Source organism: Psychrobacter sp. ASPA161_9, from assembly GCF_051970275.1.
In the GTDB taxonomy this organism is placed as follows: Bacteria; Pseudomonadota; Gammaproteobacteria; order Pseudomonadales; family Moraxellaceae; genus Psychrobacter.
This window is the reverse complement of the sequence record NZ_JBEFNI010000002.1, coordinates 168,933-193,995: the sequence shown is the minus strand read 5'-3', so window position 1 is coordinate 193,995 and position 25,063 is coordinate 168,933. Positions and strand designations below refer to the sequence as shown.

Below are 25,063 nucleotides of genomic sequence, written 5' to 3'. Positions count from 1 at the left end.
ATGCAGCATCTACTTTGTATAAAGCATAAATTAATATCGACTAGTTTATTTAAATTTCAGCAAACCTGAGTGTTGTTATGAATCAAAAAAATTCAAACCCTGAACAAAGTAACCACTCTTATCAGAATGGAGCGGCTGTGCCTGAGCATCTGCACAAAGATGATGAGAGCAACTACACTCATGACAATCAAGACACTCACGACCACGATGAACACTTAGAGCAAACAACAGCGCCGCGTGATACCAAAGGCTATCAGCGCACTTTGCTGTTTAGCTTTATTATCATTACTGGCTACATGTTTATTGAAGCTATCGGCGGCTGGCTCACTGGCAGTTTAGCGTTATTATCTGATGCAGGTCACATGCTAAGCGATGCTATAGCACTTGGCGCTACCCTAATGGCTTTTAAAATCGGTGAAAAAGCAGCAACTCATCAGAAGACTTTTGGTTATAAACGCTTTGAGATATTAGTTGCTACTGTCAATGGTGCCACACTTGTTATCATTGCGCTGATGATTTTCTATGAAGCAATCAAACGCTTCAATTCACCGCCTGAAATCGCTACCCAAGGTATGCTTATTGTTGCCACCATCGGTATGCTAGTCAATATTTTGGTTGCGTGGCTTATGCATCGAGGTAGCCGCAGTGGAAATGGAAATGAACACGCTCACAATCACAGTCATAGCTCAAATAAAGATAATGCAAAAGCCGGAATTTCTGACACTAAAGAACCCGTTAACCTCAATATGCAAAGTGCTTACTTACATGTACTGAGCGATTTAATGGGATCCGTTGCCGCTATTGTTGCTGCGCTATTGATGATGAGTTTTGGTTGGGTTTGGGCAGATGCAGCGGCGTCAGTGATTGTGGCGATACTAATCTTAATCAGTGGTTACCGCGTCGTACGTGATTCGGTGCATATCTTAATGGAAGGTACGCCAGAAGGAATATCACTGGTTGATGTTGAGGATAAATTGGTTGCCCATCCACAGGTACAAAAAGTCCATGACCTGCACGTTTGGAGCATCACCAGCGGCTTAAACGCCTTATCTTGTCATGTGGTGGTCGATGGTGACATGAGAATCTCGGATGCCAGCTTATTGATTGCCAATCTTGAACAAAGCTTGTTAGAGCTCGGTATTCATCACGCCACAATTCAGGTCGAAAGCCTATCGCATCCGCAAACTGAGGCACATAGTGATGCGCTAGTCTGTGATATCTCAGAGCGTCCTGCTGATGGTAATAGCCATATTGGTCACAGCCATTAGTAACAGTCATTAGTAATGAAGAATCAATTACTGGCCATTAGGTTAGAATCGTAGACGATACAGATGCAGCTAATTAGTGGTTACCTCTAATGCAGCGATAAATATAGCGTAATATAGGCCAGAATAACCAAGCTACTGTGATAATCCAAACGATAAATCCAAGACCTAACAACTTCATTCTAATCCAAAAGTCTAAACATCCATTACACACATTAGTCAGATAAGCTGGCCCCATATTCGACGCCATTACTAACCAAAATCCAGAGGCTAGTGCTAAGACTGCAACCAGTATTCTGACAAATACTTTTCCGATAGATATTAGGGCGTGTTGAACATTCATAATTTAAGCCAGATAAAGGCACAAGCTAGCGCCACTGTATTCTCATAGCTTTGTTTAAGCTTGTCGTATCTAGTGGCTATTGCTCGGAACCGTTTTAAGTGAGCGAATGCATTTTCAACTAAGTGGCGAACTTTGTACAAGTCCCAGTCCATATGGTTATTATCCAATTTTGTATTCTGCTTTCTAGGAATATTATCGAAGCTTCCTGCTCGTTTAATATGTTCTCGCAGCGCATCAGAGTCATAGCCTTTATCAGCACATAGAATATCTGTATCACTCAGATCGATATTATCAACTAAATCTGGTGCTACCTTAACATCGTGAGTCGTACCATCTGATACGATAAAACTGATCGGGTTATCGTGAGCATCCACTGCTAAGTGAATCTTAGTAGCGCGACCTGCCACACTTTTACTAATAGCTTGCGCAGTCTCATGAGCACCACTACTGTGCTGATGCGCTTTTATATGAGTACCGTCTATAAACACCCATTCAAGGTCTGAGTCTTTGATTAATAAAGCAAACAGTTGAATCAACTTATTGCTGCGAAACCAACGCTGATATGCCTTATAGACGGTGTTGGGCTTGCCAAAGTAAGCTGGCAGATCACGCCAAGGACAACCAACACGCATCCGATAAAGGACGCCTTCAACGGTTAGTCTAAGATTTCCTTTGTCATAGATGTTAAGTTCTAGTAGTATAAATCTTAGTCTTGTCCAGTTCTCATTCGTGAGCATTGTCCGAGGCATAGCGAACGGTATCTTTTTTGTGTGAGAACTTAAAGATTACTGCTTCGCTATTTTTTTTGCCATCAATTTATTCCCAATGTTCAACAGACCCTAATAATGCATGTTGCTTATTTATAGTAGGAAGGGAGTTTGGTTGATGCTCCATGATAAATTAGTCTCGATTTTTACTTTATTCCATTTTTCTCAATCCTATAAAGCCTGTCCATTTATAACCTCGTTTGCCTCTTCCGTTAAAATCACCTTAACAACTTTTATCAAGCTTTTGCTTACCCGATTTCAAAAAAAACCATTCCAAGCAGGCTTATATGGTTATAATAACTATTGTAAACCACCATTTAAGCTATAGATTGACTTTGGCAAACATACTTATTAGTATTTTTTCAACTTATCTATTGATGATATAACACTATGTCTAGACGCTCGGCGCCCTTTGTCGCCCCCGACTATATCGACAACCCTACTTCAACAGACGGCAAAAAACACGCCAAGGTTTTGCTATCAACGCTGCAAGAGGATATCTTCAGCTTTCGTAATGAGCAGTTTCCGCCTGATATTTTGCGCCAAATTCGTGACATGCCCATTTATGAAGGTAACTTAGCAGAAGTCCAAGCCTACCAACAACGCTGGCAAAATCTGCTTGAGCGCGCAATGGCATTTTATCCTGCTGCCAACCTACCACCCGACTATCTACCATTGCCGGCCAGTCTTGAGATTCCACAGTTTATCTACCATGTTCAGCGCCTACATCTAACCAAGACCCATGCAAAAGAATCCAAAAGCTTTGGGTCGGTCGGTGCGCTTACCGATAAATGCGGTGATTACAGTGCTGATGAGATCGCGCGTATGTCGTCAGTATTTGATAATGACGATGAGGCGCGCTTAGTTGCCCATCGTGAATTTATTGATTTGCGAGCGTATGTTTTTTGCCGTGACCATAAAAGCGAGATGTTAGAGCCTGAACGCATACGCTTTTATCGTACTGGGCTTATCGTCCATGCGCTGCCAGATTTCAAAATAATTGATAGTCGGCAGACGCCGCGTAAGCGTCGCAATGACGCATATAGCAATCCGCTAGCGGACAATGGAGTGTGGAAAATTTACCGTAAAAAATAACCATATTATTATTTTATTTACGCGTGTCATTGATTATATTTTGAAGCTTTAAAATAGACAATAGCGTGCTCTATAGTTTATTTAAGCTTATTTGGTTACAGGAAAGATGAGTGAAAGTACTATCAATAGTAGACTAAGCGAACCTGACACCGTATCTAATGTAGATTAGATTGACTATATTTTTATATTGATTGCTAAGGATTTTATATGTTCGCTGCCGCTGCCGGCTCACCAAACTTGATGTTACAAGCCACCATATTTTTGGGTGCAGCGCTGCTTTTTGTTCCACTTGGTAAACGCTTCGGTATAGCCACTGTCCTCGGTTATCTGATTACAGGACTGATATTAGGCCCAAGTGCGCTAGATGTGGCAGGTGATGCCGAGAGCTTGCTACACTTTTCTGAGTTTGGTGTGGTAATGCTGCTATTCATCATTGGTCTTGAATTGCAACCATCACGGCTTTGGGCACTACGACGCTCTATATTCGTCCTTGGCGGCTTACAAGTTGGGCTTACGGGCACGCTATTGATGGTAATTCTGTATCAGTTTTTCTCTCTAAGACTAGATACTGCTTTCATTGTCGGCTTCGGCTTAGCGCTCTCTTCTACTGCCTTTGTACTACAGATACTGACCGAAAAACAGCAACTCTCTAGTACACATGGGCGTGAAGCATTTACTATCTTACTATTCCAAGATATTGCCGTTATTCCATTATTAGCAGTGATTCCATTTTTATCAGGTGTGCGCGAACAAAGCTACGATTTGATTTACTTTGGCAAAGTTTTTGCCGTCTTTGGTGGTCTTATCCTTGCTAGCCGTTATGTTATCCGACCATTTTTTAAGTTTGTAGCATCCAGTGGTGCTTCAGAGCTACTGACCGCTGTCGCCTTGTTTATCGTCATGGGCGTATCTATTTTGATGGGACAAATCGGTCTGTCAATGGCTTTAGGTGCATTTTTGACCGGTGTACTATTAGCTGACTCTGAATATCGTCATGAGCTAGAAGCAAGTATTGAGCCATTTAAAGGTTTATTGCTCGGCTTATTTTTTATGTCAGTAGGTATGCTGACCGATATCAAGCTTATCTTAGCGCATCCTATATTCATAATAAGTTGTGCGTTGGCGTTGATGTTTATCAAGTTTGCCGTGATTACTGCTATTGCAAAAATATCAGGCAATCGCTGGCCGACCAGTATTCGGCTTGGTGTTACCTTAGCTCAAGGCGGTGAGTTTGCCTTTGTTTTATTCAATGTCGCGGCGACTCAAAATGTATTAGCGCCTGAACTGGAAAACACGCTTAATCTAATCGTAACCATTTCTATGGCACTCACACCGTTGGCATTTTTATTACTAGATAAAGTCGGCGAGCCTTTGTTCGCTAAAAGTAAGCCTAGTCGCGAACACGATACGATTCCCGACCATGAGCATCCAGTCATTATCGCTGGTTTTGGACGAGTCGGACAAATTATCGGGCGAGTACTACGCATGCATAATATCGAATTTACTGCCATTGAACGCTCGGCAAATCGAGTGGATTTTGTGCGTAAATTTGGTAACCAAGTCTATTATGGCGATCCAAAAAACCCTGAAATTCTGCGTGCTGCCGGTATCAGTAAAGCACGTATTTTTATTATCGCTGTTGATGATTTAGAGCGCTCTATCACTACCGCTGAGTATCTTCGCAAAAACTATCCTGATTTAGTTGTGCTAGCGCGAGCTCGTGACCGTCAGCATTATTACCGCTTACGTGAGGTCGGTGTGCGTCATATCTGGCGTGAGACCTACTTATCCTCGTTAGATATGTCGCGCGAGTCCTTACAGCTGCTTGGAATATCACCTGAAAAAGCACGTGAGACCATTCAAACTTTCCGCAACTACGATGACGATTTAATTGAACGTCAGCAAGCGATCTATGGTGATGAGGCGCGCCTGATTGAATCAGCACAATCGGCTATGGCTGAGCTTGAAAGCTTGTTTGATGAAGATATCGGTAAAGCGCGCAAGATGGACTTAGGTGAGTTTTATGAAGTCCTTAAGAATCAAGCAACGCCCGTTGATGACGCCCCAGATGATGTCGTTACTGACCCTAAGGCTTAGATGATTTGTGGTTTATTGCTCAGTTTATCGATAGCTCGGTTTGACAGTTACTTAGCTTGATAGTTACTTAGTTTGACAGCTACTAAATTTTAAGTGCCAAACATGATTTAATTAGCCATGCAGCGTTTGGGAGCCTGTTTTTTATTAAGTGAGCTTATACAATTCCAGCTATCGCTATCAGGGTTATGGTGAAACACTAAGGTTTGACCATTTAGATAACGTATAGGGAACTTGGCATTTTCAACTGTCGCCACCACTGCACAGTCAGTAGCGGATACACCTTCTACTTGCGTAGTAATATGCATGCGTACCTGCTGTGCATCGGTGCTGAGAGGTAATTTGGTTGGGCACTCTCCCGTTTGCTGATAGATTAGAGCGACCCTATTCTGCGCATTTTTAGTGATGTCATAAGCATCAAACAATACCTCATTTTCCTTTTGTTTGGCGATAATCGGCAAAAACTGCACATTGATCACCATGAGCGCAAAAGCAAAAAATCCAAAACCAAGCCCCAAACCAAATAAGCTCACTCCTCCCTCACGGCGTAGATGCGCTTGTTGCGCTGCTTCGTCTCGTGGATGGTCATTAATAGCATCCGCAATTTCACGTCTTGCCATTCGGTAATAATAAGCATCGGTCCAGCGAGCCACTATAAAAGCCCAAAACAGCCAAATAACTGCTGCAATTCCAATACGTGTTGCCATCTGATAGACATCTGGAATATAAGGCATCGCCACAAATTCAAACGTGACTAGCGCGATGACAATATTAAGTTGAATAAAGGACCAGCCAGCTACGCTATAGACAAGAGCGTCCATGTAACGCTTACGATATAGCAGCCAAGGTAAGGTAATAAAGAACGCAGCCCAGTGCCACTTGGGTGACAGATATCCTTGCTGATCAAACTGCGCAAAGCGCTTAAGGTAATAACCTTGTGTACGATGACCAATAAACCATTGATCAAGCTTTTTGCGCTTGAGAGGAATCAGCTGTTCTTGATAAAACGGTGGTGGCGAATCCGTCTCAATAAATAACATAGCAGTAGGCTCTATTAACTGTGCATGATTAAAAATTACTTGAAATTTAGGATTCTAAATAGGGATTTATTGGGTCGATAGGTGACCTTTATTATATGATAATCAAAAGGCAGATGCGATATCACTTTAGTGCCGATAGGTAGCTTAATATAGCGTCTATCTAAGCGCGTTAGTAAGCGATTGATAACTTACTAATAACCACGTCCATTGTAGTTTGGTCATTCATTATAAGATTGGACGTTCACACCCAGGTGTATTTAACTTATAATACGCTCATATTCGTCACTTAATTAAGTTCTATAGATCTTATGAATGAACATTCTCACACCGATAGCCCTTCTCAAAGCCATAACGACATGGCCACTGATACCGATATCGACACTGATATAAATACCAATGAATCTGCATCGACCGACGCAGAAGCGTCTGATAGCAAACACATTCGTATCGTCAATACGTTTATGAAACGCCGCACGCATATGAATAAAAATGCCGAGCTGGCACTAACTGATCCAGAATTTGCTCAGTATTTAGTGAATAATAGTTTCGGTGATGGCAATCTAGAGGGCATAAATGATCTGCGCTCGCTATTTGCTGACACGCCGAATGGCAGTGACGCTCCGCTTACCTTAGAGATTGGTTTTGGGTTGGGTGATTCGTTTATTGAGATGGCTGCAGCTGACCCTACACGCAACTTTGTTGGAGTCGAAGTACATGAGCCCGGTATTGGCAAATGTGCCTATATGGCTGGTACACAAGGCTTGACTAACGTTAAAATTATCAATGGTGATGCCATTCAACTACTGAAGCAGCTGCCAGAAAACCATATTGACCGTATTCAACTTTATTTCCCTGATCCGTGGCAAAAAAAGCGTCATTATAAGCGCCGTTTTGTCAGTCCGGAACGCATGGCTATAGTTGCTCGCAGTCTAAAGCAAGGTGGCTGGTTTCATACGGCAACCGACTGGGAACATTATGCATTTTGGATGGTCGATGTGTTAGATAACTTTGCTGGCCTCAGTAATCAGGCAGGTAAAGGTAGCTTTACTGCACGTCCTGACTTTCGTCCAATGACCAAGTTTGAACGTCGCGGCTTAGAACGTGGTCATGGTGTTTGGGATTTGATTTATACTAAAGACTAAATTTTTATCTTTTTTATAGTTTATATTCAGCATTCAGCGGCTAATCGACTTAGCCGCTTTTTTGTAACATTATATAATCAATTCATGTGCTCAAACTACTCGATTCATGAGCTCAAACTACATAGTATCGCCCTACTTACTCTTGTGGTTGTGCGCTACTCTAGCTTATTGTTATATCATTCATTCTTTTGCCACCCTTCTTATTTTCTAGTATCTATTCTCTGACATCTGTTTCTGTTCCTGCATTTACCAAATATCTACTTCCTAGCTGATAAAGTTTCATTCTACATTGCGGCTATGCAACATTACGCCAGTCTAGTCTTTATTTGAAGCCAAAACTTTATCTTCAGAATAATGCAAAGAGCTCTTGCTATTTTCAACTATTGTTTTTATCAAAAAAAATTTTAGCATTCCAGTTTTTCTTAAAGTTTAGGCTAATAATGACTATAAAGGTAACGAGACAATACTACGTGAAACATCGTCAAAAAATATAAAAATTAGCACGATTTTCCTATAAAATCTGAGCTACAAAAACATCTCGACTGAATCTCAAGCTTTTATCATCATCGCAAACATTGATAGCATAAGGGTTTGATGAGTTTTCCCCATAAGCTGTGGATAAGTATGTGGATAAGTGCCTACTTGACACGTATCTAGCTTGATACACTAATGCCTTAGGTAAAATCGTTCATTTTTTGTACAATTTAAATTAATATTAGAATCAATAACTTATGTTATTAAAAAAGTAAAAATAACTTTTTAGAAATTAATTTCAAATATTTTTCATACTAACCTATGTTTCACGAACGAGACTTTAGAGCCTATTATTTTCTGTGGACAACTTAATATTTTTATTGACAAATTTGGCTGGTAGTGAGTCTAAGTTACCATATTAATAGTAAGAATTTCTACTATTTCATTTAACTTTTTCGTCAATTTAAATCATGCGACAGCTGTTGTCGCTTGTTCTGTATCAGGTCAAGATGTAGCAGTCAGATTTTGCTATAATTACTTCATCAAATAACACACCTAAAGACATCACTTCTCCAAACTTTTTTCTACTTTTATTATCGATATTTTTTACTGTATAGTGGGACAAAGTATTCTTATAGCGTTTTAGCTAAGATAAATATGAAATTAAAAGTAGGTTAAGATAGACGACCCATGTATTAAAAATTTTTGTTTAATTATCACTATACATTCAAACTTTCGAATTACTCTTTTATGATAAGGACTCCATTATGGACGACAATAAAGCCAAAGCACTTAAAGCGGCACTGGGTCAAATTGAAAAGCAATTTGGCAAAAACACCATCATGCATCTAGGTGACGACTCTGCCATTTTGGATGTTGATGTGGTATCAACAGGCTCATTAGGTCTAGACATTGCCCTTGGCATTGGTGGCCTACCAAAAGGCCGTATCGTTGAGATTTATGGCCCAGAAAGCTCTGGTAAAACTACCATGACGCTACAAGCTATTGCAGAATGCCAAAAGCAAGGTGGTATCTGTGCCTTTATTGATGCTGAGCATGCACTAGATCCAGTTTATGCGCGCAAGCTTGGCGTGAATACTGATGAACTATTGCTCTCTCAGCCTGATAATGGTGAGCAAGCGCTTGAAATCACTGACATGCTTGTGCGTTCTGGGGCGGTTGATATGATTGTTATTGATTCAGTTGCTGCCTTGACGCCGCGTGCAGAGATTGAGGGCGAGATGGGCGACTCACATATGGGTTTGCAAGCACGCTTGATGAGCCAAGCCTTACGTAAGATTACTGGTAATGCTAAACGCTCTAACTGTATGGTAGTATTTATTAACCAAATCCGTATGAAAATCGGTGTCATGTTTGGTAGCCCTGAGACCACAACAGGTGGTAACGCACTTAAGTTCTACGCCTCAGTGCGTATGGACATTCGTCGTATTGGTGCGGTTAAAAATGGTGATGAAATCATCGGCAACCAAACTCGGGTTAAAGTTATCAAAAATAAGATGGCACCGCCTTTCCGCCAAGCAGAGTTTGAAATCACTTATGGTGAAGGTACTAACCACTTAGCCGAAGTGATTGACTTGGGTGTTGAGATTGGTGCGGTTGGCAAAGCAGGCTCGTGGTATAGCTATGGCGATGAAAAAATCGGTCAAGGTAAAGCCAACTCTGTGCTGTTTTTGAAAGAGAACCCTGCTATTGCCAAAGAGATTGAAGATAAAATTCGTGACGAAAAGCTTGGATCAAAAAAAGAAGCAAAAGCAACGGACGCTAATGAAGCCGATGCAGAACTGGCCTCTGAACCTGTACAATAGCAGCTTAATCACTAATCATTATCAATAATCTTGATTTCTTATGAAAATTAAAACATTAGCCGAAATTCTAGCTGAATCGGAAGCCGATTCAGCTAGTACTCCTGTCTCTAAACAAAAAACAACCACTCAAAAGTATTTATCTAAAAAACCTGCCAAAATAAAACAATCTGTAGATAAATCAAAATATGCAAAATCTAGTCCTAGGCGCGCAGATCTTAAGGATGACGAGCCTTCTCAAACCTTTGATAACTCCGACAACGATACTACCTCATTTTTCTCTCCTGACCACTCATCCAAATCTTCTAAGTCTAAATCGAAAAAGCGGAAAAAGCGCTTTCATCCGGCTGTCAATTTTGAGCCTGAAGCTAATGACATACCTACTTACCAGCTTCCTACATCGCAAAGTATCAAAGAGATGCTAGCAGAAGTTAAACGTAACGTTCATGCTGACGCTATAGTCGATAAGTCCAATATAAAAGAATTTTCAGATATAGATAAAATTAGCGACGACAACACAATTAGTCGCACCGATGAGCACTTATCAGAGCCAGAAAAAGACTGTAGTGAAGTTAATCAAACGGACAACTTACCATCCGCGTTAAAAGCCTACCTACGTACACCTGAGCAGCGACAAGCAGAAGTAGATGCTATCAAAGCTGAAAGCCGCCTACGCTGGTTAGCGTTTTACTATTTATCGCGCCGCGAATATGGCAAAGCTGAATTAAAACAAAAACTACTCGATAAAGAGCAAGATCCTACCAAAATTGATGAACTACTCGATGAGTTTGAAGAGAAGGGTTATCAAAGTGATTACCGTACTACCTTGATGCTTATTCGGGAAAATATCCGTAAAGGTCGTGGACGTGGACGCATCAAACAAGAGTTCTATCGCAAAAAAATAGCCATACCTAGCAATATAGATGAGCTAATTGACATGGCAAATACAGAGTCTGATGAATTTAGCGAGTTCGTTGATGAGGATCCAGAAAGCTTAGTGGAAGGCGTCGACTGGCTAAAGCTTGCGGTAGCTGCACGTACCAAAAAATATGGAAACGACATCCCTATTGAGCAAAAAGACAAAGCACGCCAGCTGCGGTTTTTACAATATCGTGGATTTAAGAGTGATATCTGTTTTGCCGCGCTCAACTATACGTTAGAGACGTTAGATGAACGCTTTTAGCTAATTTTCTTGCAGATTGATTAGGTTAAAGTATTTAGAACGCAATGAATGAACCCTATTAATAATATGTACGCACGTTTAATAATAGCCGAGCACTTTCCACCAAACCAGACCTGCACCTATCCAAACGACTAAGTTAACCACACTCATTATCGCGCCAATACCCCACCACTCCCCTAATGTCACATAATCTGAGTTAAAGATAACTGGAGCGGTACCTGTCGCATAATGAGTCAAGGTCATCATGATGTTGCCTGCTGCCGCAAGTATTAACGCATATAACATTGGCGGTGCACCTAAGCTTAACCCTACTGCGTAAAAGGCTGCGAATAGCGCTGTAATATGAGCAGTCGTACTGGCAAAGAAATAATGGATATACAAATAAACCAAGGTCAAAATCGCTACTGCACCCATCCAACCAACCCCAGTCGTACCAATCATTGACTCGATGTTGCTAGAAAACCAGCTGATCAAACCAAGCTTATTTAGGTAAGACGCCATCATAATTAGCGCACCGAACCAAATAATAGTATCCCAAGCAGACTTTTCTTTGAGCACATCCTCCCACGTGAGTACACCAGTTAATATCAAAGTCGTCAATCCAATAAAAGCCGTCGTCGTGGCATCAACACTAAAGACTTCACCGAATATAAGAGCAGGAATATTCGCCCACAGTATCAACATCAGTGCAAAGACACCGAGCATAATCTTTTCTTGCTTACTGATACTCCCCATTTCATCCAAATTTTCTGTAGCGAATTTTTTGGCGTTGGGTGTAACTTTTAAGTCAGGTGGATAAATGACATAAATGACCAGTGGCATCAATATTAAACATAGCATCCCAGGTACAAACATCGCCACTGCCCATGTTGTCCAAGACAGTTGAATGTCACCACCTGTTGCTTTGTTAACTAAATCTACGACCAGAGGGTTGGGTGCGGTTGCAGTAATAAACATGCCCGAAGTGATTGGGTTAGCATGATAATTCACCATTGCTAAATAACGGCCAATCTTTTTTTGAGTACCTTCTTCTGGAGTTGAATGGAAACTCTGCGCGATGGATTTCATAATAGGGTGAATAATACCGCCACCACGGGCAGTATTAGAGGGCGTAATAGGTGCAATCATTAACTCAGCTGCAGTTAGGGAATAAGCCACACCAATCGATTTTTTGCCGAAAATAGAGATAAAGTAATAAGCAATACGGCGTCCCAAACCAGTCTTAATCAATCCTCGCGATATCATTACCGCGATACCGATCAGCCAAATAAGCGGGCTTGAGTAGCTTGAGAGAGCATCACTGATTGCCTCTTTCGGGCTCTCATTAGTCACGCCAGTGACAGCCACTAATGTCACTGCAATAATGGCAATTGCGCCAATCGGTAAAACTTTACCAATAATGGCAACAATCGTAGCAATAAACAACGCCAGCATATGCCAAGCTTCAGGTGTAACGTCAGCAGGAACTGGAATAACGAACCAGATAATCAAGCCAACTAAGACGGCAATCGCGGCAGGAAAAGGTTTAAATGGCATCATCAGCTCAACCTTATCACACGTATAGTAGGTAGTAATATCTTATTCATCAGCTTCAACAAAACCTGAAACTGTAAATAGATAAAAAAACATATAATGAAGCAGTCATTAACTAATTATATAGCTATGATATAACGATTAGACTAATGCTGCTTTATTGCTCACTTTTTTTAACATAACTATTTAATGTTAACAATGTCACTTAATGCTAAGAGTGCCACGAGTTTCTGATTATTAATTATTGGCCATAAAAAAAGAGTGCGTTATTAAACGCACTCTTTTTTAAACCAAAACATAGTGTACTGAAATTAAAAAATACTTGTCTTATTTCAGCGTACCAAGACGACTAGATAATTGACTAACAATCTGATCAATCTCTTGATTGGCTTCTGATTCATTGTCCAAATTGCCATGTGGCGTTAGCTGATTAAAGACTTCTGGCAGTAGCTCAGCCAGACCTTGGCGTACTTCTACATCATTGGCACCAGTATGCGCAGCGACTTGTTGAATTTCATTCTCGTCAAATAAACGACTGACATCATTAGGATCCAAGTTATCATTAAGTTCATGATTACTCATCCAAGAGCGTGCTTGATTGTCATAACCCATTCCTGTGACTTTAGACAATGCGCCGCTAAGTCCACCGTTACGTTGAATCCAGCTTAGTACCATAGGCATAAGAGCCGCCACTAGCATACCTTTACCACCGAAACCGCTTCTAGTACGCTGACTGCCTAATACGCTACCTAAGATATCACCTAAGCCGCCTGCACCAGAGCTCATACCACCGCGCTGATTGCCACCAGTCAAACCTCCTAAAATATCATCCAAACCAAAGCCATTACCTGGCTGTTTATCATATTGTTGCGGATTATATTCACGTGTTTGATTGCGACTACCTGTTAATACCCCACCTAAAATATCACCAAGACCACCAGTACGACGCGGATTAATATTCTGATTGACTGGGTTGCGTTTAGAATCTTCTGGATCCATAGCACTACGGGCGACTTGTGTAATTAAATTTCCTAATAAACTCATAGTATTATCCTCTTATTATTTATAATCGTATTGTCATACCTGACATCAGAGCTGTTAAAAGCATAATCTGACCTGCTATCTAATATAACAAACCGTTTTAACTAGCAGGATAGGTATTTTGTTATAACGCGTAGGACTTCGTTAGAGAATAATGAAACATTGAATATAAAAAATTTATACAATCATATTACCCATGTAAATTTTGCCTGAAACAGACGACTTTAAACAATTTTTTCACCTGATATATTCGCTAAAATATTTAGCTGTCGCCATTCATTACGACTGACTTGATCACGAAAAACGGTCACTGTCAGAGTGCGCTTAAAAGGCTCGACAGTCATAAACTCAAAAGTTATCAACCAATGATAACGATGTATATTATTAAGCTCAGCCAGCCATAGCTCATCGCCGCGGCCAGTACGCATAAGTAATTGCCAATCCTGACTCACTTGCTTATACAAAGGTGGCTGACTCAAATGTAACAATATTGGACGTGATAAAGCCAAATAGCTTACTACTACTGCACTGACAACCAGTATCACAACATCTTGCCACAATGATAATTCGGCAAGCCATAATAGTAATACCAGCGCACTTAGCAATCCGATATATATGAGCGCACGAAGATAACTGCTAGAATTAACAGCAGTATCAATACGTAACGGATTGGTTTGCGACGGAGCCATAGCGTTGTCAAGCATAAGAGAGAACCAGATTTTTATAGTGAATCTTTAGCATGGCGCCATGTCTTAATTTTATTTACTAATGTCCATATCGCTTCGTTTTCTGGACGAGCTTGATTGGTAAAGTAATCCAGTAAATCTGGGTCTTCATGAGTAAGCATTTGCGCAAAAGCCTCTTGCTCAGCAGGCGCTGCTGTCAAGTAAAGCTCTTTAACGTAAGGATCAATATAGAAATCTAACTCTTTCAATCCACGGCGTGCTTGATAAATAATACGGCGCTGTTCGTTAGTTGGTTCTGGTTGGGTTATTGCTGTCATAGGTACGGTCTCAATTAAAGATATATTTAAATAGAAGTTTGATTTTTAATCATCGAATAATAATTATGATAGTTAGGCTTTATGCTGATTATGAGTGGATAACTGTTTCCATAATGCCACTGCCTGCTGCATCATTGGCACATTATGGGTACGAATAATGCTTGCGCCTTGTTGCAAAGCCAGCAAACCAGCGGCAGTCCCTACTGCATCACGATCAGATGCTTTAGTCTCTGCGATCATATTGACTCCGCTATTGGCCAATACTTCTGCTAAAAAACGCTTGCGCGAAACACCAAACATCATTGGTAACCCAAGTATTTGCAAGCTATCAAGCTGTGTTAATAAGGCGCAGTGATGGTCATAGTTTTTAGCGAAACCAAAGCCTGGGTCAATAACTATCTTATCACGCTTCACGCCAAAGCTTGTTACCTCATCGATACGAGCGGCTAACTCAGCAATGACATCGCTAACTACATTATTATACTGCGCTAAATGATTCATGGTTGTCGGCTCACCACGCATATGCATAAGCATGACTGGTATATCAAGTTTGACCGCCATAGCTACTGCACCCTCGCGCTTGAGAGCACGCACATCATTCCAAATGTCTGCACCTGCTTCAAACGCAGTCTCTATAACTGCAGGATTACTAGTATCAATAGATAGCCAAACTGCATCGCCAAGATGTTGTCTGATGGCTTTGACAACTGGCACCACGCGCTGTACTTCTTCAATAGTATCAACGGCATCCGCATTTGGACGTGTAGATTCGCCCCCAATATCGATAATAGTCGCTCCTGCCTCCAGCATTTCTTGACAGTGTGCAACGGCTTTATCAATGGCATTGAATTGTCCACCATCCGAGAATGAGTCAGGTGTTACATTCAAAATGCCCATTATATGTGGTTGAGATAAATCTAAAACTTTATTGCCACTAGACAGAGTATAAGCTGGTAAAGGGAGGAACAATGCCATAATTAATCCATTATTAATAATTGTTTTATAAATAAATATGCTTTGCTAAATGATCGGTCTCAGTTATGTTCTACAAGAAGATAAATACCGAAGCAAATAAATTTAGCTCATCATACCAGTAAATTTATACCAATAAAAAAGCCCTTTAAGAAAAAGGGCTTTTGCATAAATTATTGAATGACTTTTAACTTTACATCGCTGGCAATGGTGGTGGAGTTAAACCCGTTGGCTTAATATTACCTTTTGCGAGATTGACTTCATGTTGGTAAACTTTTGGTGGACGTGGATCTTCACCTGCTAGGATATCCTGCAACTGATCACGGTCAATCGTTTCCCATTTCATTAAGGCATCAACCATTGCATGCATTTTATCTTGATTACCTTCGATCAGCTCACGAGCAATATCATACTGCTCTTCTAACATCCGGCGTACTTCTTCATCAACTTTTTGCTGCGTCGCTTCTGAGATAGTACGGTTACTAGAACCGAAATATCCTTGCGAGCTATCATCATCTTCATACACCATAATACCAAGGGCATCAGACATACCATACTTAGTAACCATGGCGCGCGCCATTTTAGTTGCACGCTCAAAGTCGTTAGAAGCGCCTGTCGACTGCTGATTAATAAATACTTCTTCAGCAATACGACCACCGAATAATATAGCGATATCGCTTAGCATTTTTGACTTATACATACTAGTTTGATCGTGCTCAGGCAATTGCCAAGTCACACCAAGCGCAAAACCACGCGGCATAATAGTCACTTTATGCACAGGATCCGTACCTGGCAATAGCTCAGCGACCAATGCATGGCCCGCCTCATGATAAGCAGTTGCACGGCGCTCTTCTTCGCGTATCACCATTGATTTACGCTCAGGACCCATGTACAACTTATCTTTAGCATCTTCAAAATCATTCATGTCGACGCTACTTTTATTACGACGTGCTGCAAACAATGCTGCTTCGTTTACAAGGTTAGCAAGCTGTGCGCCACTGAATCCAGGAGTACCACGAGCAAGTGCATTGGCATCAACACCGATAGTATTCGGTAGTTTTCTCAAATGCACTTTTAAAATTTGCTCACGGCCTTTAATATCTGGCAAGCCTACTTGCACCTGACGGTCAAAACGACCCGGACGCAACAATGCTTTATCGAGAACATCTGCACGGTTAGTCGCAGCGATGACAATAACGCCTTCATTACCTTCAAAACCATCCATCTCGACCAGCAACTGGTTAAGCGTCTGTTCACGCTCGTCATTACCGCCGCCCATACCAGAGCCACGATGGCGACCGACTGCATCAATCTCATCAATAAAGATGATACAAGGCGCACTTTTCTTGGCTTGTTCAAACATGTCACGTACACGAGATGCACCGACACCGACGAACATCTCAACAAAATCAGAACCTGAAATTGAGAAGAACGGTACTTTAGCTTCACCAGCAATGGCTCGTGCTAGCAACGTTTTACCAGTACCAGGAGGACCTACCATCAAAATACCACGTGGAATCGTCGCACCAAGCTTGGTAAACTTATCGGGATCACGTAAGAACTCGACAACTTCCACCACTTCTTCTTTGGCTTCTTCACAACCAGCAACGTCTTCGAAGTTGACGTTGATTTGGTCTTCAGTCAGCATTTTAGCTTTAGATTTACCAAAGCTCATTGGACCGCCGCCCTTACCGCCAGCGCCCCCTTGCATGTTACGCATGAAGAACAAGAACAGACCAATAATCAATAGGATTGGGAAACTGGCTATTAACAATTGCATTAACACGCTTTGACGTTTAGGCGCAGTCCCTTGGACTTCGACTTGGTTCTCACGCAATAGTGGCATTAGCTGCTCATCAGTCACAGCTGGCCTAATGGTCTCAAAAGATGAGCCATTTTTCTTCTCGCCGATGATTTGCTCGCCGTCAATCTCAACACTGGCTACTTGGTTTTCGGACACTGCGGTCACAAACTCAGAGTAGTTAAGGTTATCTGGCTCAGATGATTGATCAAAGCCACTAAACACCAGCACCAAAACGCCGATTACCACCAGCCACAATAAGGTATTTTTTACCATGTCGCTCACTAGTTATTCCCATCCCTTACTTATTGGTGTGTTTACTAAACACGTGACGCCCATATATAAATGTAATATAAATTCATCATACATTATCAGACGACTTTGCTTGAAACAAAACAAAGTTAATATATTATGATATGTGGTTTTAACCTGCACAATTCAAGCGAAAGCTGCGTTTATTCAGTTAACAATTGTAGCGGTTTTCGCACCTTATATGACGTACTTTATAAAGTTAATAATAGACTATTTATTAGCTACAACCTATTGAAACAACAAGTTATTTTATTGCTATCCAGAACATCTCTTTTGATCGTGGTCTAGATGCTGCAGGCTTCATACTACGAATCTTACTAAATTTAGACTGCATCTGCTTGCGTAATTCTTGTGAGCCCTCACCTTGAAACACTTTCATAATAAGCGCGCCACCTTCTGGTAAGGTATCCAAAGCAAAGTCTACAGCCAGCTCGCATAAGTACATCATTCGGGGTTGATCAATAGAACTATTCCCTGCTGTGTTAGGTGCCATATCAGACAATACCACATCTACTTGCTTGCCACCGACCTCAGCCATGATTTTGTCAAAAACTTCTGCTTCTCTAAAGTCGCCTTGAATAAACTTCACATCTGCTAAAGCATCCATAGGCAAGATATCAGACGCAATTAAAGTACCTCGTTCACCAACTAGTTTAATTGCAACCTGTGACCAACTGCCAGGAGCACTGCCTAAATCTACTACAGTCATACCAGGAGATATCAATTTGGCTTTATCGTTTATCTCAAGCAACTTATAAGCAGCACGTGCACGGTAGCCATCTTTTTGTGCTTGTTTCACATAATAGTCGTCAATATGCTCTTTCATCCAAGCACTACTACTTTTTGACAAACCTTTATTCTCAATACGCGTGGCCAAAATACCTGCTCCTATTACTTTACAACGTGACAATGTGACAATGTACAACTATTTAAATTTATATTTTTTATATTCGACAGTATTTACCTGTAGTGGGGTTTAAGCATTAAATCTGCAATGCCTATTTTACTTTTAAGACTGCCTATTTAGAATAAATCTATATAGTTAATAAAATTAATAGCATTAGTAATGATTTAACAGCTTTATGACTCAGCAGCGTCTATAATGCGGCAAGTTAATCAGTTTAACATTTTCATCACGTAAAATCGTGCAAAATACTGATGATTTCATGCAAGATGGTCACAGATTATTTATAATGAATATTAACTTTTTTAATAACATTGTTTTAATGATATTGTTTAAATAACATTGCTTCTTATTTATTATGACTCGTTATAACAACGCAACTATTTTAAGACTGTCTTTTATTTTTACTAGAATTTAGGAATACTATGCAACTCGATAACGCTACGATTAAACGCTTAAAAGGTATTGGTCATGAGCTCAAACCTGTCGTTATGATCGGTAATAATGGCATTACTCCTGCCATCACTGAAGAGATTGACCGTGCTTTGACTGATCATGAACTTATTAAAGTAAAACTACCTGCTGGTAGTAAACATGACCGCGACTTGGTCAGTACGGAACTTGCTACTGCTGCTAAGGCTGAGGTGATTCATACTATTGGACGTATGGCATTATTACTACGCCAGAATCCAAATGCCAACCCTAAGTTGTCAAACCTAGTACGCCATGCTCAATAGCAAATGAGCAATGAATGATATTGGTTAAACCCATACAACGGTTATAATTATAAAAGCCGCGACGCATCATTGCTCGCGGCTTTTATGTTATCTCTCACTTAATATATTCTATATTGAAAATCTCTGTTAGGTCACTTTTGTCATGAGTCAGCTATTCAACCTAAAACTTGCAACCGAAAATCTATTTACAGATGCAAAGCAGATTGGTGTACCCATTGATCAGCTCCTGCAAATTCGAATTAGCGTAAGTGCTTCAATCATTTATCAGCCCAAGCGACAACTTTGGCTGAGTTATCAAGTTCAGCTGCCATCACCTACCTTAGCTGCGCAACTAGATTGGCCCGCATGGCAACAAACACAGGTCAGTTTCAATGATTACTTGTGGGAGCAGACTTGCTTGGAGTGTTTTATTAGTAGTAAAGCTATTGGTGATAACGAAACGACCAGCTATATCGAAATCAACGCCAGCCCCAATGGGCAATATGCACTGTATAAGTTTAACGACTATCGCACTCCATCGACGCTACCTCCAGAACCATTACTACAATCAGATAGCAAGACAAAGGCTCATATCATTTGGAAAGACAACTTTTCAGGCCAACAGATAAAAAGCGTAATTGGTCTGAAACCATCTCTTAGACTGGCAAGTCTCGCTATAGATTTAACTGCTGCTAAATTTATTCCATACTATCAGTATCAACGTAGCTTTGGATTGTATTTAGAACAAATATCATCTGACTATTCCAATTCTGAATCGCCTGCTGATATTGGCATCGAGCTGCTACATCCTTGCGTAATTCTACGTTTTGATAAAACCAATTTATACTTCGCATCGGCTCATGCTACCCCGCCCGACTTTCATCAGCAGTATCATTGGTCAAAACTGGATTACCAAGCTGCACTGTCTAAATCAACGTTGTCTTAAATGAGCTTTATAATTATTAGACGACCTTATCAGACAGCTAAAAACAGATGTTTTTGATTGCAGTTTAACAAGTATAAGAATAAACATAAAAAAACTCAGTAATGTCATAAAGAGCATTACTGAGTTAGGAGAAAATGGTCAATTTTTAGCTTACGGCTACTTAATCAGACTTTATTTGTCAGCCATAGCAAGGTAGATACCACGATCTGAAGCATCATCAACGTACTGCGAATCACGCCATGTAGTATAGTTATGAACGCCGCTGTATGGGCTAATACTGTTCTGACGGAAATCAGAAACCCATCCTGAACCGTCAAAAATTTGGATATGGCCATGCGGACGTTGTGAGCTGCGATCATAGACTACGACATCACCTACTTGTGGCGGCATGTCATTGCTGATTTTGGTAAAACCTGCGTTAGCAAGTGTGCCGCGAGAGGCATACTGATAAGCTGAAGGATTAGGCGTAAATTCGTAACCAGCTGACTGTAAAGCTTTACGTACATAACGGGCACAATATCCAGAGCTTCTAGACAAAGCAACTCGTGACGCACGAGCAGCGGCGATAGCAGGAGCTGAGTTACTATCTGGTACTCTGCTACTAGCTTGCTGCTGACGCTCATATGATAAGCGATTGGTTAACGATGCTAACTGATATTCTTTTTGTTTGGCATGAGCACTTAGATTGTCGATAGCTTGACTGATTTCATCATTGCTAAAGACATGGGCGCCACTATTGGTGCTATAGACGTTGCGGCTAGAACCATAGTTTTGAGAAACTGAAATATTTGTGATGGTATGACTCAAGGTATTATTTGGTTGAAAGGTGGTTTCGGCAGCACCACTCGTTTGTGCTAAACCCATTCCCAGTACTGACAAAATTAATAAAGCTTGTTTCATAAATTTACTACCTATTTGTTAATACAAGATTGCTCGTCATCCGTGACAAAGCATTAATTGATTTAGAGGATGTACCATTGAATAACCATGATAAAATCCTTAGTACAGCAGCTAACTATTCAGTCTATGACGATTAACACAGGCATTATTGCCAGTTTGGTTATTCGCCTCTTAAACAGCTCGCTTTATATTCTATATATACTGATATTGGGCATATTTATTTTATAAATCGGCTTTTATCACCTAATTGATGAGTAAACACGATGTCAAAAAAACAGCCTAATCGTCTTGCTGAGCTTATCGACCATCAAGCATTTGCTGGTAGCGCACTACCTCAAACACTAACTGATGATATGCGTCTTTATACACAAGTAACCAATGAGATAAAAACGCTATTGGTAGACTGTCTACCTGAAGAAATACTTAATACCTGCTGGGTTGTAGGTCTGAGCTCTGAGCAATTAACACTAAGCGTAGCCTCAGTTACTGCAGCCAATCATATTCGATACTTACAACATGCATATCTACAAGTACTGACAACGCAGTCAATTACATTTCAACAACTTAAGAAGATTCGCGTAGTAGTATCTAAAACCAATACTAATAATTCATCGTATAAAGAAAAATTATCATCACTAACTAATAATCTTAAACATGATAAAGCCAATGAAAATCAGGCTCTTAGCCAAAACACAAAGCGGACTATAGCACAGGCTGCAAAGCATGTCACCACTGATGAAAAGCTCAAAAAAGCACTTTTACGACTAGCAAATGAGTAAAAGTTCGCATCTTACAATGTAATCTTATGTAAATAAAAACAGAAAATCGACATGGTAACGCTGCATTTTTGTAATTCTATAAACAAAAAAAATCATCTGTTAGCTCTATCCCTATTAAGGATTTTACTAGCAGATGATTTTTTTACTGTCCAAAGCTTTTATATTGTCTAGGCTCTAGCCTAGTTATTAAAAAATATGAAAGTATATATTTTTCAATGTGATTATAAGTTGAACGTTGATATTCCCAAAATATGTAATCTTACGTAAATGTTGCGATACTTCGTGTATATTCCTGTATTCATCCTTCAACAGTTAGACCTGTTAGAGGTAAATATTCGATAGGACAGGTTACATTGTCATCAAAAGTTACAATTTCAAAGTTATTTGCATCTGATAAGATTTCACGTACTAACATATTGTTTAAGGCGTGTCCTGATTTATAGGCATTAAAACGACCTATAATAGGATATCCAATCAAATATAAATCGCCTAAAGCATCTAAAATTTTATGGCGAACGAACTCATCAGCAAAGCGTAACCCACCAGCATTTAATATACGAGCATCATCAATGACAATCGCATTGTCCATACTACCGCCCAACGCTAAGTTGTTTTGTCTTAACGTCTCAATATCCTGTAAAAACCCAAAAGTACGCGCCTCACTTAATTGCTCGATGAAATTTTGTGTTGAAAAGTTAAGCTGAGCATGTTGAAAGTCTTTATCGAAAGCTGGATGATCAAAATCAATCTCAAAATTTAATTCAAATCCTTCATAAGGACGCAGTTCTGCCCACTTATCATCAACATCGACACGAACTGGTCGGACAATACGCAGAAACTTCTTTAACTCATCTTGTTCAGTGAAGCCTGCTTGCAATAGTAAGCCCACAAAAGGTGAGGCACTACCATCCATAATCGGAATTTCGCTCGCAGATACTCTTATTAACAGGTTATCTATACCAAGTCCTGCTATTGCACTTAATAAATGCTCAACCGTACCGACGCGCGTACCACCAAATACAAGATTTGATGACATCATGGTATCTTGTACTAAAAAAGCACTAGCTGGAATCGGCTCACTACCCTCAATATCTGAGCGCTCAAAAACCACTCCAGTGTTAACAGGTTGTGGATGAAACTCTAAATCAACAGGCTCGCCACTGTGCAGACCGATACCTGTAATAGCTATAGCTGTTTTTATGGTTCGTTGATTCATGGCTGCTTTCTCACATATTTTGTTACAATTGCCATAGTGTACCACTAGCTCCTATCAATTCGCTATAGTCAAAAATCAGTAATTTACTCATTTCTATGATTGACCCAGCTTATGATGAACTGTTTTTCATTATTAACTTATTAATGACTTGCCTAATTAACACCAATTTTTTAGCTAAAACTATGTTAAAACCTTTTAAATATCTACTATTAACAGATTATAAATACAAAAAAGCCAGCGTTGCTACGCTGGCTCTTTATAAAACTGACATCACTGTTGATAATTTATTAAGACTTTATAATCTAAAAACCGTTGTAAAAACCATACAATATATTAATATTAGTGCAACTTAAAACAGATTAATTACTTATTCTGCTGACGTTTAAGATAGTCTTGAATACTGTTAGTTTTGGTCTGTGGTTGCTCTTGAGCAGGTGCAGAACGTGCTCCAGTATCTTGATACGCTTGGTTTTGCGAATGCTTTTGACTGTTCAAAGCACTGGTATGCAGATTGGGATCTACTGGTTGCGTGCTGGTCACAGAAGGCACGGGTTGTTGAACTTTAGGTGCTTCACTTACCTTTTCATCCAACGTCAAACCTGTTGCGATAACCGTAACATGTAAATCATCGCCCATCTCTTCATCAACAACGGAACCATAGAAAATGTTCGCTTCATCAGTATCTGTGATACCTTCCACAATTTCACTGATCTGACTGAATTCATCTAATGATAGAGTTTCTGAAGAGATAACGTTGACTAATAAGCCTTTGGCATTTTCTAAACATAGATCATCTAACAACGGTGACTTGATTGCCTTTTCAGTGGCTTGACGCGCACGATCATCACCACTAGCACGCCCGACACCCATCATAGCGTGACCTTTAGCTGTCATCGCAGTACGAATATCATTGAAGTCAATGTTAACAAGACCGGAGCGCGCAATAGTTTCAGCAATACCCTGCACTGCATGCAATAACACATCATCCGCTTTTTTAAACGCGTCTTTCATTGAAATATTACCATAGACACTCATAAGCTTGTCATTAGGAATAGTAATGATAGAATCAACGAAGTTTGTCAATTGCTCAATGCCTGCTTTAGCAGATTTGTTACGCTTGCCGCCTTCAAACTTAAATGGTGTCGTAACGACCGCAACGGTCAAAACTTCCATCTCTTTCGCGATACGCGCAATGACAGGAGCTGCACCAGTACCTGTACCACCACCCATGCCAGCAGTAATGAATACCATATCTGAGTTTTCAAGCAAAGTTCGAATCGCTTCCTCTTCGCTTTCTGCAGCTTCACGCCCAACTTCTGGGTTAGCACCAGCACCTAAGCCACGATTACTCTTCGCACCAAGCTGCAATTTATGCGGTACTGTCAGGCGATCAAGGGCTTGTCTATCAGTATTGGCACAAATAAACGTCACGCCTTTGATACCTTGCTGTACCATATGTTCGACTGCATTACCGCCACCGCCGCCAACACCGAATACGGTAAAACGAGCTTGGCCATTATTTTGAGGCTGGTTATCATCTGGCATGGTGTATTTTGACATAAAAAAGATTCTCCAGTTGCAGATAGCGTGATGGTCGATACGTGGTAACGCACTCGCATAAAGTACTATCGACTTACTATATATAAATGCATACAAATAAAATAAGATAATAAAGCTGAGGCTTAGTTGATACGTGTCAAACCTCTATCTAAAT

21 protein-coding genes are annotated in these 25,063 nt (G+C 40.4%); 9 read left to right on the top strand and 12 right to left on the bottom strand.

Translation table 11 applies throughout. From position 1 onward, the window contains the following. Nucleotides 1-77: 77 nt before the first annotated feature. Nucleotides 78-1,268 (top strand): cation diffusion facilitator family transporter, encoded by a 1,191-nt coding sequence (locus ACTQ9S_RS03890; protein ID WP_440453851.1) that lies wholly within the window; start codon nucleotides 78-80, stop codon nucleotides 1,266-1,268. Nucleotides 1,269-1,604: 336 nt separating this feature from the next. Here ACTQ9S_RS03890 and ACTQ9S_RS03885 read toward each other — a convergent pair whose 3' ends face one another. Beyond that, on the bottom strand, nucleotides 1,605-2,357 hold the full coding sequence (locus ACTQ9S_RS03885) for an IS5 family transposase (RefSeq protein WP_440453849.1): 753 nt from the start codon (nucleotides 2,355-2,357) through the stop codon (nucleotides 1,605-1,607). A gap of 408 nt (nucleotides 2,358-2,765) precedes the next feature. Here ACTQ9S_RS03885 and ACTQ9S_RS03880 point away from each other — a divergent pair, with 408 nt between their 5' ends. Together ACTQ9S_RS03880 and ACTQ9S_RS03875 are read left to right on the top strand one after the other, a co-directional pair. Continuing rightward, the gene (locus tag ACTQ9S_RS03880; RefSeq protein WP_068037525.1) at nucleotides 2,766-3,470 is read left to right on the top strand and encodes a hypothetical protein; all 705 of its coding nucleotides are present in this window, start codon (nucleotides 2,766-2,768) and stop codon (nucleotides 3,468-3,470) included. A 207-nt stretch (nucleotides 3,471-3,677) separates the two neighbouring features. Continuing rightward, nucleotides 3,678-5,567 (top strand): monovalent cation:proton antiporter-2 (CPA2) family protein, encoded by a 1,890-nt coding sequence (locus ACTQ9S_RS03875; protein ID WP_068037528.1) that lies wholly within the window; start codon nucleotides 3,678-3,680, stop codon nucleotides 5,565-5,567. Between the two features lie 107 nt (nucleotides 5,568-5,674). Here the strand turns inward: ACTQ9S_RS03875 and ACTQ9S_RS03870 are convergent, their stop codons facing one another. Further along, nucleotides 5,675-6,604 (bottom strand): DUF2628 domain-containing protein, encoded by a 930-nt coding sequence (locus ACTQ9S_RS03870; protein WP_440453848.1) that lies wholly within the window; start codon nucleotides 6,602-6,604, stop codon nucleotides 5,675-5,677. A gap of 308 nt (nucleotides 6,605-6,912) precedes the next feature. On the opposite strand from ACTQ9S_RS03870, the gene trmB reads away from it, so the two are divergent. The 3 genes from trmB to ACTQ9S_RS03855 all read left to right on the top strand — a co-directional run bounded on the left by trmB (nucleotide 6,913) and on the right by ACTQ9S_RS03855 (nucleotide 11,226). Next, on the top strand, nucleotides 6,913-7,746 hold the full coding sequence (trmB, locus tag ACTQ9S_RS03865) for a tRNA (guanosine(46)-N7)-methyltransferase TrmB (RefSeq protein WP_440453846.1): 834 nt from the start codon (nucleotides 6,913-6,915) through the stop codon (nucleotides 7,744-7,746). Between the two features lie 1,241 nt (nucleotides 7,747-8,987). Next, nucleotides 8,988-10,046, top strand: coding sequence for a recombinase RecA (gene recA, locus ACTQ9S_RS03860; RefSeq protein ID WP_068037536.1), 1,059 nt, complete (start codon nucleotides 8,988-8,990; stop codon nucleotides 10,044-10,046). A gap of 40 nt (nucleotides 10,047-10,086) precedes the next feature. Continuing rightward, on the top strand, nucleotides 10,087-11,226 hold the full coding sequence (locus ACTQ9S_RS03855; RefSeq protein WP_440453844.1) for a regulatory protein RecX: 1,140 nt from the start codon (nucleotides 10,087-10,089) through the stop codon (nucleotides 11,224-11,226). A 78-nt stretch (nucleotides 11,227-11,304) separates the two neighbouring features. On the opposite strand, the gene ACTQ9S_RS03850 is transcribed toward ACTQ9S_RS03855, so the two are convergent. From ACTQ9S_RS03850 to ACTQ9S_RS03820, 7 genes are all read right to left on the bottom strand, one after another. Next, nucleotides 11,305-12,762: an anion permease gene (locus ACTQ9S_RS03850; RefSeq protein ID WP_440454037.1), complete on the bottom strand. Its 1,458-nt coding sequence runs from the start codon at nucleotides 12,760-12,762 to the stop codon at nucleotides 11,305-11,307. A 324-nt stretch (nucleotides 12,763-13,086) separates the two neighbouring features. Next, complete coding sequence (locus ACTQ9S_RS03845) at nucleotides 13,087-13,803, bottom strand: YidB family protein (protein ID WP_068037542.1); 717 nt, start codon at nucleotides 13,801-13,803, stop codon at nucleotides 13,087-13,089. Between the two features lie 221 nt (nucleotides 13,804-14,024). Beyond that, nucleotides 14,025-14,489 carry a hypothetical protein gene (locus ACTQ9S_RS03840; protein WP_440453842.1) on the bottom strand — a complete coding sequence of 155 codons (465 nt, stop codon included), beginning with the start codon at nucleotides 14,487-14,489 and terminating at the stop codon, nucleotides 14,025-14,027. Between the two features lie 32 nt (nucleotides 14,490-14,521). Further along, a complete protein-coding gene (locus tag ACTQ9S_RS03835) occupies nucleotides 14,522-14,803 on the bottom strand; it encodes an FAD assembly factor SdhE (RefSeq protein WP_068037546.1) in 282 nt (93 codons plus the stop codon). A 72-nt stretch (nucleotides 14,804-14,875) separates the two neighbouring features. Then, complete coding sequence (gene folP / locus ACTQ9S_RS03830; protein ID WP_440453840.1) at nucleotides 14,876-15,778, bottom strand: dihydropteroate synthase; 903 nt, start codon at nucleotides 15,776-15,778, stop codon at nucleotides 14,876-14,878. A 190-nt stretch (nucleotides 15,779-15,968) separates the two neighbouring features. Then, on the bottom strand, nucleotides 15,969-17,861 hold the full coding sequence (gene ftsH, locus ACTQ9S_RS03825; RefSeq protein ID WP_440453838.1) for an ATP-dependent zinc metalloprotease FtsH: 1,893 nt from the start codon (nucleotides 17,859-17,861) through the stop codon (nucleotides 15,969-15,971). Nucleotides 17,862-18,132: 271 nt separating this feature from the next. Further along, nucleotides 18,133-18,765: an RlmE family RNA methyltransferase gene (locus ACTQ9S_RS03820; RefSeq protein ID WP_068037556.1), complete on the bottom strand. Its 633-nt coding sequence runs from the start codon at nucleotides 18,763-18,765 to the stop codon at nucleotides 18,133-18,135. Between the two features lie 452 nt (nucleotides 18,766-19,217). On the opposite strand from ACTQ9S_RS03820, the gene ACTQ9S_RS03815 reads away from it, so the two are divergent. Both ACTQ9S_RS03815 and ACTQ9S_RS03810 read left to right on the top strand, forming a co-directional pair. Beyond that, nucleotides 19,218-19,529 (top strand): YhbY family RNA-binding protein, encoded by a 312-nt coding sequence (locus ACTQ9S_RS03815; RefSeq protein WP_068037559.1) that lies wholly within the window; start codon nucleotides 19,218-19,220, stop codon nucleotides 19,527-19,529. A gap of 142 nt (nucleotides 19,530-19,671) precedes the next feature. Next, nucleotides 19,672-20,454: a hypothetical protein gene (locus ACTQ9S_RS03810; protein ID WP_440453836.1), complete on the top strand. Its 783-nt coding sequence runs from the start codon at nucleotides 19,672-19,674 to the stop codon at nucleotides 20,452-20,454. A gap of 171 nt (nucleotides 20,455-20,625) precedes the next feature. Here the strand turns inward: ACTQ9S_RS03810 and ACTQ9S_RS03805 are convergent, their stop codons facing one another. Continuing rightward, entirely contained in the window at nucleotides 20,626-21,354 is a 729-nt protein-coding gene (locus ACTQ9S_RS03805) for a CHAP domain-containing protein (RefSeq protein ID WP_068037565.1), read from the bottom strand. 263 nt (nucleotides 21,355-21,617) lie between these two features. Here ACTQ9S_RS03805 and ACTQ9S_RS03800 point away from each other — a divergent pair, with 263 nt between their 5' ends. Beyond that, the gene (locus ACTQ9S_RS03800; RefSeq protein WP_440453835.1) at nucleotides 21,618-22,133 is read left to right on the top strand and encodes a hypothetical protein; all 516 of its coding nucleotides are present in this window, start codon (nucleotides 21,618-21,620) and stop codon (nucleotides 22,131-22,133) included. 298 nt (nucleotides 22,134-22,431) lie between these two features. Here ACTQ9S_RS03800 and lpxC read toward each other — a convergent pair whose 3' ends face one another. After that, nucleotides 22,432-23,349 carry a UDP-3-O-acyl-N-acetylglucosamine deacetylase gene (gene lpxC, locus ACTQ9S_RS03795; RefSeq protein ID WP_068039407.1) on the bottom strand — a complete coding sequence of 306 codons (918 nt, stop codon included), beginning with the start codon at nucleotides 23,347-23,349 and terminating at the stop codon, nucleotides 22,432-22,434. Between the two features lie 363 nt (nucleotides 23,350-23,712). After that, nucleotides 23,713-24,909 (bottom strand): cell division protein FtsZ, encoded by a 1,197-nt coding sequence (gene ftsZ, locus ACTQ9S_RS03790; RefSeq protein ID WP_068037572.1) that lies wholly within the window; start codon nucleotides 24,907-24,909, stop codon nucleotides 23,713-23,715. Nucleotides 24,910-25,063 lie beyond the last annotated feature (154 nt).